Origin of the sequence: Thioalkalivibrio sp. K90mix (genome assembly GCF_000025545.1) — a bacterium.
In the GTDB taxonomy this organism is placed as follows: Bacteria; Pseudomonadota; Gammaproteobacteria; order Ectothiorhodospirales; family Ectothiorhodospiraceae; genus Thioalkalivibrio.
Genome location: NC_013930.1, coordinates 225,133 through 240,256 on the forward strand (window position 1 = coordinate 225,133; position 15,124 = coordinate 240,256).

14 protein-coding genes and 1 pseudogene are annotated in these 15,124 nt (G+C 60.2%); all 15 read left to right on the forward strand.

What is annotated here, in order from left to right; genetic code table 11:
• Window positions 1-16: 16 nt before the first annotated feature.
• The 15 genes and pseudogenes from TK90_RS14390 to TK90_RS14465 all read left to right on the forward strand — a co-directional run bounded on the left by TK90_RS14390 (window position 17) and on the right by TK90_RS14465 (window position 15,013).
• Entirely contained in the window at window positions 17-898 is an 882-nt protein-coding gene (locus TK90_RS14390) for an AAA family ATPase (RefSeq protein WP_244406413.1), read from the forward strand.
• Between the two features lie 3 nt (window positions 899-901).
• Entirely contained in the window at window positions 902-1,567 is a 666-nt protein-coding gene (locus TK90_RS14395) for a hypothetical protein (RefSeq protein WP_013006722.1), read from the forward strand.
• A gap of 82 nt (window positions 1,568-1,649) precedes the next feature.
• On the forward strand, window positions 1,650-2,645 hold the full coding sequence (locus tag TK90_RS14400) for a DUF3150 domain-containing protein (RefSeq protein ID WP_013006723.1): 996 nt from the start codon (window positions 1,650-1,652) through the stop codon (window positions 2,643-2,645).
• A 78-nt stretch (window positions 2,646-2,723) separates the two neighbouring features.
• Window positions 2,724-4,571 carry a VWA domain-containing protein gene (locus tag TK90_RS14405; protein WP_013006724.1) on the forward strand — a complete coding sequence of 616 codons (1,848 nt, stop codon included), beginning with the start codon at window positions 2,724-2,726 and terminating at the stop codon, window positions 4,569-4,571.
• A 75-nt stretch (window positions 4,572-4,646) separates the two neighbouring features.
• Window positions 4,647-5,852: a toprim domain-containing protein gene (locus TK90_RS14410; protein ID WP_013006725.1), complete on the forward strand. Its 1,206-nt coding sequence runs from the start codon at window positions 4,647-4,649 to the stop codon at window positions 5,850-5,852.
• Between the two features lie 134 nt (window positions 5,853-5,986).
• The gene (locus TK90_RS14415) at window positions 5,987-7,129 is read left to right on the forward strand and encodes a PQQ-binding-like beta-propeller repeat protein (protein ID WP_013006726.1); all 1,143 of its coding nucleotides are present in this window, start codon (window positions 5,987-5,989) and stop codon (window positions 7,127-7,129) included.
• Window positions 7,130-7,367: 238 nt separating this feature from the next.
• Entirely contained in the window at window positions 7,368-8,147 is a 780-nt protein-coding gene (locus TK90_RS14420; protein WP_013006727.1) for a hypothetical protein, read from the forward strand.
• A 38-nt stretch (window positions 8,148-8,185) separates the two neighbouring features.
• Entirely contained in the window at window positions 8,186-8,980 is a 795-nt protein-coding gene (locus TK90_RS14425; RefSeq protein WP_013006728.1) for a ParA family protein, read from the forward strand.
• Between the two features lie 70 nt (window positions 8,981-9,050).
• Complete coding sequence (locus TK90_RS14430; RefSeq protein ID WP_013006729.1) at window positions 9,051-10,157, forward strand: ParB/RepB/Spo0J family partition protein; 1,107 nt, start codon at window positions 9,051-9,053, stop codon at window positions 10,155-10,157.
• A 535-nt stretch (window positions 10,158-10,692) separates the two neighbouring features.
• Window positions 10,693-11,163, forward strand: a complete 471-nt coding sequence (gene mobI, locus TK90_RS14435) for a conjugative transfer protein MobI(A/C) (protein WP_013006730.1) — start codon at window positions 10,693-10,695, stop codon at window positions 11,161-11,163.
• A 184-nt stretch (window positions 11,164-11,347) separates the two neighbouring features.
• Window positions 11,348-11,785, forward strand: a complete 438-nt coding sequence (locus TK90_RS14440) for a hypothetical protein (RefSeq protein ID WP_013006732.1) — start codon at window positions 11,348-11,350, stop codon at window positions 11,783-11,785.
• A gap of 49 nt (window positions 11,786-11,834) precedes the next feature.
• Window positions 11,835-12,251 (forward strand): hypothetical protein, encoded by a 417-nt coding sequence (locus TK90_RS14445; protein ID WP_013006458.1) that lies wholly within the window; start codon window positions 11,835-11,837, stop codon window positions 12,249-12,251.
• A gap of 190 nt (window positions 12,252-12,441) precedes the next feature.
• The gene (locus tag TK90_RS14450; protein ID WP_013006459.1) at window positions 12,442-13,200 is read left to right on the forward strand and encodes a single-stranded DNA-binding protein; all 759 of its coding nucleotides are present in this window, start codon (window positions 12,442-12,444) and stop codon (window positions 13,198-13,200) included.
• A 93-nt stretch (window positions 13,201-13,293) separates the two neighbouring features.
• Window positions 13,294-14,447 (forward strand): annotated as a pseudogene (locus TK90_RS14460) (IS3 family transposase).
• A gap of 95 nt (window positions 14,448-14,542) precedes the next feature.
• Window positions 14,543-15,013: a hypothetical protein gene (locus TK90_RS14465; protein ID WP_013006460.1), complete on the forward strand. Its 471-nt coding sequence runs from the start codon at window positions 14,543-14,545 to the stop codon at window positions 15,011-15,013.
• Window positions 15,014-15,124 lie beyond the last annotated feature (111 nt).

Genomic DNA, 15,124 nt, shown 5'->3' on the forward strand with positions numbered 1-15,124 from the left:
GGAAATGCCGGATGGCATGAATGTCCCGGTCAACACTGAACCGCACGAGCGCATCCCGGAGATTGACGAGGAGCACGTCTTCTCGAAACAGTTTCTCCGGGTCATGCTCAACTGGGCATTGCGCGCCAAGACCCAATGGTCCCTCTACCTCACCGGCCCGTCCGGTGTCGGGAAAAGCACCGGTCCGCGACAAGTCGCGGCGCGGCTGGGGATCAAGGTCTATTCCGCCACCGCCCATGGGCGGATGGAGCTTGATGAGCTCCTCGGTCAGAAGGACATTGTTGATGGTGACACGCTCACGATCGACGGCCCGCTGGCCGAAGCCTACCGCACCGGTGGCTGGTTCATTCTCGAAGAGGTGGACCTGCTGGAACCGGACATTGCGGCCGGGCTCAACACGCTTCTGGAAAAAGGGAAGGTCTCTCTCCCCAATGGTGAAGTGATCGATCCGCACCCGGATTTCCGGTTCATTATGACCGGGAACACCAACGGGTCGGGTGACTATACCGGCGTGTTCGCAGGGACCAAGGTGATGAACCGGGCGTTCCTCGAGCGCTGCTGGATCGTGCCGGTCAAGCATCTCCCTCGCGAGAAGGAAATGGAGATCCTCAAAGGTGAGGCACAAGCCCTGCCGGAGGACATCCTTGAGGGGATGCTGGATATCGCGGACGAAGTCCGGGATATGTCGGAAGGCAACGGGTCAGCCCAGATCGAGTGCTCCCTGTCCATTCGCATCCTGCGCAAGTGGGTCGAATGCACGGAGCTCATGGAAGGGGTGACGCAGGATCAGGAATCGCCGATCGTGACCGGCCTGGACATTGCGCTGGGCAACGGGACGAACCCGGCAACCCGGATGACGTTGCAGGATCTGTGCAAGAAGCAGTTCGGCGTGGCCTAAGCGATGCGTAACGCGGTCGCGATACGGTCCCTCGAGCGCGAGGACGGTGCCTCGGTCCATTGGATCGAGCACCGTGCGTCGAACCAGACGTATGAGGTCAACAGAAAGCCGCCAACGGCGGCTGGAAGGGAGCGCCCCCCCAAGGTGCGTTCGTACCCGAACGGGGCGCTTCCGACCGACATGCTTCTGGATCTAATCCACCGGCAACAACAGGAAGGCTTCTCGGACGTTTTCGATCGTGGACAGCTTGTGATGTACGCAGGCGATGTCTCCAGGATCATCCAGGGAGTCTCTCCGGAGGTGATACCGCTAAAGCTGTCTGTGTCTGGCAATCGTCAGGCGCAGAACGCGGCCTATACGCTGCTGTGCTCCAAAACACCGGGGTTTAGCAAGTGTGAATCACTTGGGCGCTTTCTTCGCTACCTAGCATCTGGGTCCGTTGAGGACTTCGAGGTGGAGGTGCAAGAAGGGAGTCTGGCGATGGCCGTGATGTCCTTTTTCGAGAGTCGAATGGACTACTCGGATATGTCGGCCCACTTCAGGGCCGAGAAGGGCGGAGAACGGTTCGGCCTCCCCTCCCCCAGCGATTCGGTTTTCCGGATCTGGGGAATCTACCCGGAACTCGAGCAGGCGTGGGACCACCCGGTCGAACGTCGTGCCTTGTTCTGATCTACCGCACTAACCCGCCGCCTCGGGGTACCCAATGGAACACCCCGAGCGGCCGGGGTGTGCCTTTTTTCGGAGAATCACTATGGAAAAGCTGAACGAATGTGCGTTGATCGCACTTGAAGTGTCGATCCCCACCCCTGGCCGCAAGGCCACGAAGAAGGATCTCCAACGGGCCGCACCGGATCTCCCCCCCGATCAAATTGCAACAATGGGGGTATTCCGGGCTTTTGATCCGAAACTGACCAATGGCCTCCAGGCCGTGAAGCGTGAAGCGGAACGGCTGCTTTCCGAGGTCGGCGTGAAGTTCGGACGGATGGGTCGCGTGGTCCCGCCGGAGGAACTTGAGCGGATCGAGAAGGAAATGGAAAAGCTCCGCACCAAGTTCTCGCAGAAGGAGGCTGACATGCTGGCCGCTCACGATGCGCAGAATGCGGAGTGGATCAACAAGTATCCGGACTGGGCTCCAGTGCTGGAGAAAAAAGCCGTTTCCCAAAGTGAGCTCAAGCGGAAAACCGAGTTCCGGTATCACGTCATGCATGTGATGCCGGCGGGTTCCGGTGGGGACACCCACAAGGCGATCGCTGGCTTGTCCGGCCAGTTGATTCGTGAAGTCGTAAGCGACTGTCGAGAGATTCTCGACAAGTCGTTTCTCGGGCGCGAAACGGTGCCACAAAAAGCCTTGAATGGCATTCGCACGATTCGCAGGAAGATCGCGGGTCTGGCGTTTGTGGCGCCACAGGCGACGGCAGTTCGGGATTTTCTCGATGCCACGCTGAATACGATGCCCGAGTCGGGGAGTCTGTCCACTGGGCAGACCCATGCAATGCGCTCAACCCTCCACACGCTGGCAGATCCGGAAGCGCTCAATCGCGAGATTGAGGTGCGCACGGGCTCTGTCGGCTTCGATGGCGGCGAGAGCGAGGACGAACAGGCGCTGCAAAGCGACGAGCATGAACTGGTCATGGAGGCCAGCATCGATGACGACGAAACCGGTGAAGCCGGCGACGTGGTGATTAAGGAGTCTCCGGCATCACGACCGGCTCCCAGCTCGCCGACGCCACGGCGTTCGCTGTTCTGAAGGACACCCCGCCGTCACGGGGCGCTGTTTCTACATCGACAACGCCCCTGACGGGGGGCGTTTTTTCAGGAGAGCACCATGTTCCAGCAATTCATCAAGCGCTCGTTTCACCTCACGGCACAGGCACTTGCCAACCGCATGGGGGTTCGAGTCACTTTCGGGGGTCAGATGGCGTATGCCACACCTGACCACACCATCAACCTGCCGAATCTCCCAGCGGATTCCGTCATTGCGCGGGCCCTGGGGCTTTGGTACGTCATTCACGAGGTTTCTCACCTCAATGAAACGGACTTCGATTGGTGCAAGAAGTGTTCTCCCGTGCGTTTTCGCATGTTGAACATTGTCGAGGATCATCGAATCGAGTCCGCAGCCATGAAACGCTGGCCCGGGGCACGCAGCATCATTGTCGAGGGTCGTGAGAAGTGGCTAGACGAGGGAAAGTTGGGAATGCCGGTTCTGGGCTCCGGTCCGGCGCTGCATCTTCTCAATGGCACCCTCGCCCTGCTGAACGCCCGCCTTTTCGGGGCAGACTCGGACGCATTGAGAAATCTTGCGCCCGGGACAGTGTTCGCGCTGAAGATCCAGTTCCCCGAACTGGACCTGAAGGCGTACCTGAATCTTCTGTCCGAGGCGGACGATCTTCAAACCACCGAGGAAGCGAGCAACCTGGTCAACCGCATCATTGAATTGGTGACGGGGCAAACCGAGGATCAATCGCAGGAAGGAGGTCAGCAGGGAGGAAACGACTCCGGTGACGAAGCCGGTGGCGACGAAGCTGGTGGCGACGAAGCTGGCGGTGACGAAGCCGGTGGCGACGAAGCTGGTGGCGACGAAGCTGGTGGCGACGAAGCTGGCGGTGACGAAGCCGGTGGCGACGAAGCCGGTGGCGACGAAGCTGGTGGCGACGAAGCTGGTGGCGACGAAGCTGGCGGTGACGAAGCCGGTGGCGACGAAGCTGGTGGCGACGAAGCTGGTGGCGACGAAGCTGGTGGCGACGAAGCTGGTGGCGACGAAGCCTGGTCAACGCGCCCGACGGAGCAGATGCTTGACCAGGAAGCGGACGGAATGGAAGAAACCTTCGATATGGGCGATGCCCTGAAGGAATCTATCCAGGAAGTCAGCCAAAAGGAAGAGCAGGAAAAAGGTCGGTACACCGACGGTCTGTGCCCTTTCACCTTCTGCGGCGAAATGCCTGTGCAGGGATCGGGTGATCGGTTAGTCCAGCAAGCAGGGATCGCAAGTGCGGCTCTGCGGACACGATTGGCGAGTCAGCTCCAATCGGTCAACCGAGAGCGCCGTTGGGCCAGCCGGAAAGGCTCCAAGCTGAGTAGCCGGCACCTGTCGCGTGTGGTGACCGGGGATCATCGGGTTTTTGGCAAACGCCAGGAATCGGGGACCCCGAATACCGCCGTTCAGATACTCGTGGACCGTTCCGGTTCCATGGCCGGTGATCCGATTGAGACTGCGATGACGGCCGCGCTGGCGATTCAGCTGGCAACCGACAGTCTTCGTGGGATTAACACTCAGGTCTCGGCTTTCCCGGCGTCTTCGTCAGGAGGGCTGGTGCCGATCACGTCGTTCGGGGAGAACGGGCGCATGAAGGCAGACAACTTCGGAGTCGGCTCAACAGGCGCAACGCCAATGAGCAATGCGATTCTCGGGGTTCTGCCCAGCATGTTTGCTCGCTCCGAAAGCCGCAAGGTGATGCTGGTCATCACCGACGGGGCCCCAAACGACTCGGAATCGGCTATGGAGGCGATCCGAATGGCCCGTGATGTGAACGTCGAAATGTATGCAATCGGGATCGAAACGGATCCTTCGCATCTTTTCGGCGTTGAAAACACCACGGTCATCCAGTCGGTCGGTGAGTTGGCGGAGAATATCTTCGGACTACTGACACCGGTACTGACCCGTACCGTCGCTTAATGGGCACCCTGCCAGGGGTGCGTTCGCTAGAACAGGAACGCACCCGCTGGCACGGGTGCAAAAAGGAGTTTTTCCATGAGCAACCAAAGCGACAACCCACCCCTGAAGGCCACCGAGGTAAAAAGTATGGCCGAAGGGAACTGGGAAACCGTCTTTAGCACTGTGCTAAGAGGCGATCTCGAAGAGGCAATGCGAAGGGCACCCAAGCATGTCCCGAATCCGAAGCTCGGAGGAACGGATGGGTTCCGACTCATGAAGAACTGGAAAACGGACGGTAGTGCAGTTGTGAACACCGTTGATTCGGATCTTGAGGAGATCGGCGCTGGCAAGGACCGAAACGTCCTGAGCAATGGCGTGGATGTCATCGTATGGCTCCGACCAGAATGGACGTTCCGGGAAGTGCTGGATGCGATCGTGGACGCCCTGGGCGGACGCGAGGTAGCCGAAGGCAGGATCAATGATCCGGCCATGCAAGCGGAGATCGAGAAACGGAGGAAGGAGCTGGCAGAACGGCAGAAGAAAAAGGATGAAAACGCAAAGCAGCAGCTGAATCGGATCTGGTCAGGGACTCTACCCCTGGACAGCGACGAAGCGGCGGTGGCGCGTACCTACCTCGAGAACCGAGGGATTTATCTGATGGATCTGCCGCCTGTTATGCGCTTTCACCCCAAACTGGGAGTTTGGGACCACGAGAAGCGAAAAGTCGTCAGGACGTTACCGGGGTTCGTCTCAATGCTCCAGCAGGAGGATGAATTACCGGGATCGCTTCACCGAACGTTCCTTGAACCGGACGGGTCTGGTAAAGCCCAGATGCCGAACGGAGATAGTGCGAAAAAGCTGTGCAGTACACCGAGCGACGTCACCCTGACGGGCGGCGCCATTCGGTTGTTCGAGCCGGAGGAAGGGCAGGATATTCTCCACGTCACGGAGGGTATCGAAAGCGCTCTCTCAGTCCGTTATGGACTCGGAGAGGCCGAGCCTGTATGGGCGCTCTACTCTACTTCGCTTCTGGCTTCATTCAATCCGCCGGATTGGGTGCGCTATCTGGTGATCTGGGCGGATGTGGACCTTGAAAAAGGCCGCAACAAAACCCGTGCCGGCGAAGGCGCAGCCGATCGCCTTATGGGACGTCTCCAGAAGGATCGAGGCATTAAGGTGTCGGCGGCCTATGCCGCCCCGGAAGTACCCGAAGGCATGGATTCCTATGACTGGAACGACGTGCTCATCGAGTATGGACCGCGGGCGATCATGGACCTGCGACACAAGATGACCTTCCGTTAAACCCACAGGGCCCGAGAGTTTCTCTCGGGCCCTTTTTTTGTGCCCGGAATGCCGGGTTGGAAAACGACGTTGACGCCCCCGCCCCTGCCGGCTCTAATGCGCGGTGTGGACATTTTAGGAAAAGGAGATTCCGCATGGCATCGACTGGTCGCTCCAATGGACTGAGCATCCCCGCAAGACTATTGACCGTGGCGGTTACCTGTGTGCTCGGCGGGACTCTTGCCGCCGCCGACCCGCCGCACCGCGTCGTGATTTCGGAGTCATCGCAATTCGTAGGCGCTGCGGGGTCTGGAGGAGGCGGTGAGGACGATTTGTGTGACATCGACGGCGCTGAAGAGGTGTGGCGCTTTACCGAGCATGAATCCAGTGTGAATGACGTCGCGGTTACAGACGATGGGTTTGTCTATACAACGGGCAGCGACGATACGCTGCGCCGAGTGGATCCCGATGGCAGCGAGGTGTGGTCATTCGAAGAGGCCGTGATGTCCGGTCGATCCGTGGTGGCAGACGGCGAAGGGTACGCCTACTTTGGCACGGCCTTCGCCACCATCTCGAACACGATGCGTGGCGGTGTCGTCCGCAAGGTCAGTCCGCAGGGTACGCTCGAGTGGGAATTTACGCGAATCCGGAGTGACGCCAGCCCAGGAGGGCAGGCATCGATCCACGATCTTGATATTGATTTGGATGATGGCGCGGTGTATGCGGTGGCCGGGGACAGAACGGTGCGCAAGATCAACCGATTCGGGACTCAAAGCTGGTCCATAAGTAGCGGAAACAACCAAGACAGGACCGTTGCCGTCAACTACAACCGCAATGTCTTTATCGGTGATGGCCCATCCGGCGATGAGACGATTCGAAAGGTTGATCGATTCGGAAACCCGGTACCGGTCACGAATTTCGTCGACTGGTCGTTCAGCGGGCACGAGGATATGGTCAACGATATCGCGGTGGGAGGAGGTGGATACCTCCACACTGCAAGCAGGGACACAACGGTCCGCCAGGTGAATATGGATAGCCGGCAGGAATGGGTATTCGACGAAAACGAGGAAACCGCGGAAGCTATCGCGGTCGATGCTGATGGGTACGCCTACGTTGGAACAAGGACGGGTGTGATTCAAAAACTGGGCCCGGATGGCGAAATGCTCTGGGAGTACGCTGCACACGATGATCGAGTCACTGGATTGGAGGTCGACGCGACAGGCTACATCTATAGTTCCAGCACGGACGGGAGCGCGGCCAAACTCCGTCAGGATGGCGCGGGTTGCCCTTCAGAATAACCTGAGTAAGAAGGCGATCCTTCGGCGCCCGCCCCCTTTTTAAGGGAGGCGGGTTTTTTGTGTCGGTACCCGTCCACCGTCCCAAGCCTTGCAAGAGTCCAGATCGCGCGAACCGGCGTGGATGCGAAAAGCGAGGTTGATGCCGCGAAAAAAGTGCGGCAAGGTGGACGCGAAAATTTGACGGAAGGACGGGCCAAGGGACAATGGCCGTACGACCACATCAAAAGGAGTTGGCACGATGACCTTCCAGGCACCCGAAACGATGGGACAGGCCCGCAATCTTCTGCTGGGCAAGGACATTCCTGTCGAGAGCAACGAGCAGTTGGCGCACGCCATCAACAAGAACGGGCGCGACCGCGTCCTGCAATCCCTCCAGAGCCTCTACATCGGAACGCAGGAAGAAGCGCGGGAAGCACGCGAGGTCCTGAATCGCATCTTTGGGGGGCATGGCACCATCGACTATGCCCCGAAGCCACCGGAAGCGGTAGACGGAACCCCGGCCGGTAATGGCTCGGGTCATGGTGGAGTGCCGCAGGGTAACCACCGCCAGAACGGCGACCCCTTCCCTTACGGCCTGCGCGCCAAAGTGTTCGGGGGCAAGGGGGCGCTGGAATTCCGCGAGGACGTACGCCAGGACCACATCCCGACCGTCCAGATCGACGCCGCGAAAGCCAAGGGCGAGCGGGCGTATGACTGGGGCGCGAAGACCATCATCCAGCTCACTCCGACGGAACTGGCCGTGGTAACCGCCGTATTCACGGGGGTTCGTGCGAAGTGCGAGTTCAAGGGCCATGGCGAAGGCAAGGACAAGGGGTTTTCGATTGAGCGTCAGGAGAAGAACTACTTTATGAAGGTCTTCTCCAAGGATGGCATGGTCGCCGTCCCAATCCCCTTCGACGAGGCTTTTCATGTCGGCCGCGTCTGCATGGCGCAGCTCAAGAAGAGCATGCCCAACGATGGCCTATCCGGCGGGGAGCTGATTGCCCTGTTGAAGTCCACGGCCGCCCTCGCCCCGTAGAAGAAGGAACTTCATCTACACAGGGATAAGGAGATCCCGTGCGTGTACTGAGCGTAGCTAACCAGAAAGGCGGGGTGGGCAAGACTACGATGGTCGCCCACCTCGCCCACCTCGCAATCGAAGACGGACACCGTGTTCTGCTGGTTGATATGGACCGGCAGGGCAGTCTTTCGCTCTACTTTGGCGCGGGCCCGCCCAGGCCGGAGGAAGGGGCCCCGGACGAAACGGCCTCTCTGTTTGGCCGGGATGAGGGGGCGCCTCTTTCCCCTGCACCTCTGGGGAGGCGCTATCCTGGTTGCTCCATCTTGCGCGCGACCACCGGGCTTTCCGAGATCCAGGCTCAGGACTCAAGCCTAATTCAGGCGCCCCGCCAACACTTGCGGGCGCTCGAGCATGACTACGACCTGGTCATCATTGATACCCCCGGTCACCTCGGTTTCCACCCGCCGACCACGATAGCGGGACTGGTGGCATCGGATGCGGTGGTAAGCCCCTGCGCGGTCGGATTGTTCGAGACGCGAGCTCTGGCCGAGCTGTGGCAATACCTGCGGCGCATCCGGGATGACGGGTACAACCCTCGCCTGCGCCTACTGGGCCTGCTCCCCTCCAAGGTCAACACCCGCAGTCAGGCGGAATCCAATGGTCTCGAGATGCTCCGCTCCTCATTCGGGCAAGCGATCCTCCCCTTCACCCTCGCTGAACGGGCCGCCGTCAAGCAGGCGCTTTTCGATCGCGCCCCCGTTTGGCGTCGGCCGCGGGGAGCGAGTCATCGCCGAGCCGCCCGGGAATGGAAAGGCGCGATGCGCCACATCCTGACGGAGATCGGCTTATAGCCGACCTCACCAGCCTGCGACGCCCGCAGGCCTTACCCCTTCTCTTCAACTGCAAACACAAGGAAGTGCCATGAGCAATCAACAGGGATACGCGGAAATTGTCGACATGCTGAAGGACAGCAACCCGCAGGACCTGACCGATGAAAATCGGGCGCGAATGACGTATCTGCCGATCGAGGCGATTCACGTCAAAGACCAGGTGCGCAAGACCTTTGAGGACGACGAAAATGCGCTCCAGGATCTGGCGGCCAGCATTGCCGACCAAGGGGTCATCCAGCCCATTACGGTCCGCCCACGCAAGGAGCCGGACACCTACGAACTGGTTGCCGGAGAGCGTCGTCTGCGCGCATCCAAGCTGGCCGGCCTTGAGTCGATTCCAGCGGTTATTCGGGATCTGACCGACTCGGAAGCAGCACGGGTTCAGATGACCGAGAACATCCAGCGTAAAAACCTGACGCAGATCGAGGAGGCAATCCAAATCAAGAAGGACCTGGAGCAGATGGGTGGGGATACCGAAGCCCTGCTGCGCCGTTACAACAAGAACCAGCCGTGGCTCATTAAACGACTCGCACTGGTCGATCTCGGGCCGCATACGGAACGCCTGATCCGTGAGAACCTGACGTCCGATATCGAGGTGATCTACGGCGCGAAGGGTCTGGAAACGAAGGCCCCCGAGCTGGCCGAATCATTCGTTAAAGCGGTCGCTCAGTCCGCCCAAGAGCAGACCGCCCCGAACCTGCGAATCCTTCTTGCGAACTACAAGGAGATGGCGAAGGCATCTTCGTCCAAAGGCGAGAAAAAGAAAAAGAAAACGTTCAAGCCGAAGCCGGCCACAATGCCCTCGCCCACCCGAAAAACGCAGCCACTGCACACGCTCTATCAGAAGGTGGTGCGCAAGAAAATGTCGGCCGCGGAAGCGATGGCGACCATGGATTCGGACGATCGTCACGAGGTCCTGAAGATGGTCGATTACACGTTCAACCTGGGGCGCGCATCGGAGAATCCGATGGCCGATATCATCGAAAATCTGCGCACGAATGACATGGCGGGAGGGGCGTCAATTCTGGTTCCGTTCTTTGTTGCCGGCGTGGTCGCGGATGCGGATGAAACACCGGAGGATCTGATCGAAAAGCTCGGCCAAGGGGCGGGAGAAGGCGACCCATCAGAGGCTGAATAAGGGGGGGGATTTCGCGGGCGCGAAACAGGGGTCGATCGGGTGCCGAGTATCGTATATGAGGATGCTCGGTCGGTTCGTTTCGCGGGCGCGAAATACACCATGACATTGGCTGGCGTAAGCGGTCGAATACAGGCCCAGAAGAGTTCTTTTCGCGGGCGCGAAACAAACGATCTAGCAAGCCGATGAGGCCGCCCTGCCCCCTGTTTCGCGCCCGCGAAACAGGGGGTGTTATCCGGACAATGGGATGCCGCGGTGACCCAGGAGATATTCATGTTCCCACCTGATCAAGTGGGATGATGGGGCCGCCGCATGAAAAACGACGGCCATGAAGCGTAATGCCATGTTCCCACCTGATTAGGTGGGAAAGCCTCTAAAGCTAAGAAATTGACAACGAATTTCCATGTTCCACCCTGAATCTAGTGGGAACATGGAATTGAGCTCACGAAACGGGTTTCGAGGAGCACCGAGACCCAGGGATCATCAGGTGGGAACTTGGTTCAAGTTTCCAAATAGTTAGAAAGGTGGGAAGGGACCCATGAACGGCAATCAACGAAAAGAGCGGCAAATACGGGACCTGGACGAACGGCTGGACGACTGGCTGCGGGAGTTACAGGAAGACGCGGAGGCGGTAGCCAAGGAGTTCCAGGATGCGGCCTATGCTTCACGGGACAACGAGAACTCGTCCAAGTGGTTCCGGTATATGGTGCGGGTACGGACACCCGAGAAAACCGGAAAGCGAGGGGTGTCGATCGAGTGGTTGAAGAGTCGCTGGCAACGGGTCGCAGGGAAGAATACGTTTCGTGCGGACTATGTGCGAAAGGGTCCGAAGCATCGGTACAACACGCATCTGTTTAAGCCCGTCGATAGTCAGGAAGGAAAGCTGATCGAGAATGCGGAGGATCAGTTCGAGCGCATCCGCGAAGAGGTAGCGCTGATTGGTTCTCTCCGCAAAGTAATGGCGAACTCACGGCGAAACGACAAGCGCCGCAAGGAGGAAGGTAAATGAATGAAGAACGGATTCAGAGTTTGATTGCGCAGAAGGAAGCGCGCGAGTCGATCTATGGTGCGGCGTCGCCGACTCGAGGGCGGAAGAAGTTGCTTCATCAGGAAGCGCGTCGCCGACTGCTCCGAGGGCAGGCGATGGGGAATCGAGGTCGTCCCGCTCTGAAGGTCGTGCAGGGAGGGGGTGAATGATGGGTGGAGTGATGACGATGGGCATGGGGTTGCGAGACGGCGTGGAGCGCGGCGGTCAGACCGAGAAGGCCTGGAAGCCGGCGGAGGGTTCGTTGGATCTAGGGGTGGGTCGATCGGGTGTGCTCAAGGAGCATCTCGTGCGCGAGTTTGCCGACCTTCCCTCGTTCGGAACCGACACGCTGGAGTATCGGGTGTTTGATCTGGAGGAGGATCGATCCTTCCGGGTGGTTCATCTGCGTACGAAGAATCGTGTCGTGCGGTTGTTGGCGGCTCACCAGCCGGTCGTTGGTCGCGCCCTGTTGCGAGCGGACGGGAAGATCATGCCGTTCCCGGGCTGGCGGATGCGTATCGCGCCGGGTGTTCTGGGTGCGCTATGGGTTGCGACGGTAGAGCAGATGGAAGTTGCACGAGAACATTTCGGGCGGGCACGGTAGATCCGCCAGCACCGCGGCCGGCGGTGCGATGTCGCAAGGAGGCGATTCGATGTCGAAAGAAAACATTCGAGCAGAGTTCTCGACCGACCGGGACGGTTGGGGTTGGCTTCAGGATCAGATGACCCGTGGGCGCCCTGGTCTTCACACGATGGCGGCCCTGGTGGGGGCGATGGTCGCGCTTGCTATCACAGCGCTCGTGGAAGGCAGTGTGCGTTTCGAGCAGCTTGCGCTGGTGGGGGTCGGTTTAGTCTGCTACGTCCTGCTGAGTCTCGTGGCAGCGCTGGGTCGTCAGGCCGATGGTGTTGTCGAGCATGGTGGATGTGCGGCGACGGCCTTGCCGGTTTTCGTGAGCGCCTGCGTGATCGGTCTTGGGTTGACGCAGGTGGTTGCGGGCATGGTTGTAGCGTCCGCCCTGGTGCCGATGGTGGCGCTGATGATGGTGGCGGATCGCTTCTGCTCGAAGTAGCGGTTTGCGACCTGGGAAACGACCTTTGCGGGTGTCAGTCTCGCGCGCGTAGGATGGAAGCTGATAGAAGCCCGACGCTGGGGTAACAAGCGACCGGGCCTTTCGGCCTTTTCCCACCGGGGAGATTCATCATTCCCCGAGTGGGAAGGATGCGTCTCCCCTTCTCAACCAGAGATAGGAGACGTTTTCCATGATGACGACAGACAGTAACTTCACGTTGCTGGGGGAGCTCGGGGTTCACCCCGAACCCCTGAATATCCGGAGCGGTACCGCAGTGCGGTTGTCCATCGCTCAGGATAAGCCGGGAGGTGACCGTGGCTGGATCAAGGTCATCGCTTTCGGCAAGGCGGCTGAGGCTGCGCTCTCGTACGCCAGGAAAGGTGCTCTTGTCTCTGTGAAGGGACACATGGAGCCCAAGCGTATCGAGGTTCATGGCACCACCCTTACGACCGTTACCCTGATTGGGGAGCACATTCGCGTCGTACGGGCGGCTGTCGATCCTGATGACGGCGTTATCCAGGGCTTGGAGGATTCCGGGTCTGAAGGCAACACGGAGCCCACCCCAGAAACGAAGCCCAAACCGGATCCGGTTGCGGTGGCGCAGCAAGCGCCCCCGGTGACCGGTGTCGGGATGAGCTTCAATTTTGGTCAGGGTTCTGACTCAGGTTTTGCGTCAAGCTCACCGCGCCGGGAACGGCGTTCACCACCCTCCCCTGAGCCCTCAACCTCTGTAGAGCGCAAAGAGCCGGTCTACCGCACGTCGGAGGAATCGCGTTCACCGCGGTTTCAGCCACGCGTGGTTACGGCTGAGGAGCGTATGCAGGAACTCGAGCGTTCAGGAGAAACCACCCATGAGCCGCAAGAGCGGTCGAAACCTTCCCTGGGAAAGCCCCCCCGTCCGGCCCCTGCCAAGCAGCAGGAGCCGCCGCTGGGTTTTCGGTGGGAATAGCGCATTCCGCGCTTCTTTAGCCCCTCCTTGAAGTGGTCCAATGACAGCGGACACCCCAGTTAAGCCACACTAGATGGGTAACTGGAGGTGAATGTGAGCAAGCAGAGACGAGCGCGATACAGCCGGGAGTTCAAGGCCAACGCGATTGCGATGGTCGAGAGCCAGGGCTATGGCTGCACGGAGGCGGCCCGGCGGCTCGGGATCAACCGGAGCATGCTGTCCCGCTGGCAGCGTGAGGCGCGGCGCAAGGCGGCCGGCGAAGCCGTTACTGAGCCGGCCTCGAACGGTCAGGAACAGGAGTTGCGGCGGCTGCGCGAGGAGAATCGGCGGCTGCGGGAAGAGCGGGCCATCTTAAAAAAGGCGGCGGCCTTCTTCGCCAACGAGTCGGACTGAGATATCGGTTCATTGAGGCGGAGAAGGCGAACCATGCGGTGACCCTGCTGTGCCGGACCCTGCGGGTCTCCCGGAGTGGATTCTACCAATGGCGCCAGCGCGAGGATGCGGCTGATCCGATCCATGCCGAGCTGCTGTGGCATGTGCGTTCGGTGGACCAGCACTTACGCCACCGAGCGGGGAGCCGCCGGATGGCATATGAGCTGCGCCAACGGGACTTTGCCGTGGGACGGCACCGGGCTCGGAGCCTGATGCGGGAAGCCGGTCTCGAGTGTCAGCAGCGCCGTCGGCGGTGGATCTCGACGACCGACAGTCAGCACCGCTTACCGGTGGCCCCGAACGTGCTGCGGCGCCAGTTCCGGGCTGAAGGGCCCAACGAGATCTGGGTGGCCGATATCACGGCGCTGTGGACCTTCGAAGGCTGGGTCTATCTGGCGGCGATCCTGGACCTGTATGACCACCAGGTCATCGGTTATGCCCTGGCCGACGGCATGCCGGTGGAGCTGACCCTGGAGGCGCTGGAGATGGCGGTCCGGCACCGGCGACCGGCGCCGGGGCTCATCCATCACTCGGATCAGGGTAGCCAGTATGCCGCCACGCGCTACCAGGAACGGCTGGATGCGTTGGGCTTCGTGCCCTCCATGAGCCGCAAGGGCAACTGCTGGGACAACGCGGTGATGGAGCGCTTCTTCGGCGCACTGAAAAGCGAGTGGACCGACGCCCGGACCTACCGTACCCGCGAGGCCGCCCGACTGGATGTCGTGGAGTACATCGAAATGCAGTACAACAGCGTCCGACCCCACACGGCCCTGGGCCAACTTACCCCCCGGGAGTGGGAAAAGGCTGTTGCTTAGAATGGGTGTCCGTTCTCACTTGACCAGAACACCTCGGGTTTTGTGCTTATTCAGCGGTCCCGGTGGAGCGGGGTCGCATGTTCAGGAGAAACACCATGCGAAAGATGAAGCTCGTGATTGTTGTTCTGGCATCCCTGGTGATGGTCGGTTGTGCGAATACGCCGATCGGCAGCGGGGACTACTCCGTCAATCAGGCCCGGACTCCGGGTACCGTTGTGAACGGAACCGTGACTGATATCCGTAGTGTTCGGGTCCAGGAGGACTCGCGTGCGGGTCAGCGTGGAACCATTGGCGCCATTGCCGGTGCTGCGGCGGGAGCTGCGGTAGGCAACCAGGTAAGCGATGGTGCGACGCGACGGATCGCGCAGACCGCGGCAGCAGCGGCGGGATCGGCGATTGGCTCTCGAGCTGATCAGCGGATGGCGCAGCAGCAAGGATTGGAGCTCCAGGTAGAGCTTGAAGACGGTCGCCAGGTGGTTGTCACCCAGGGCGTCGACCAATCCTTCGGTGTAGGTCAGCCGGTCCGGTTGATTCGTCACGGAAACACCTACCGGGTCACCCAGTAGGAGCTTGATCGCGGGCCTGTCCCGCGTAAACTTCACCCCGGTCGGGTTGGCGGCACCTTGAGTCTCCCGGTTGAACCGGGGATCATGGCCTCCGCCAGCCTTGCTGGTTCA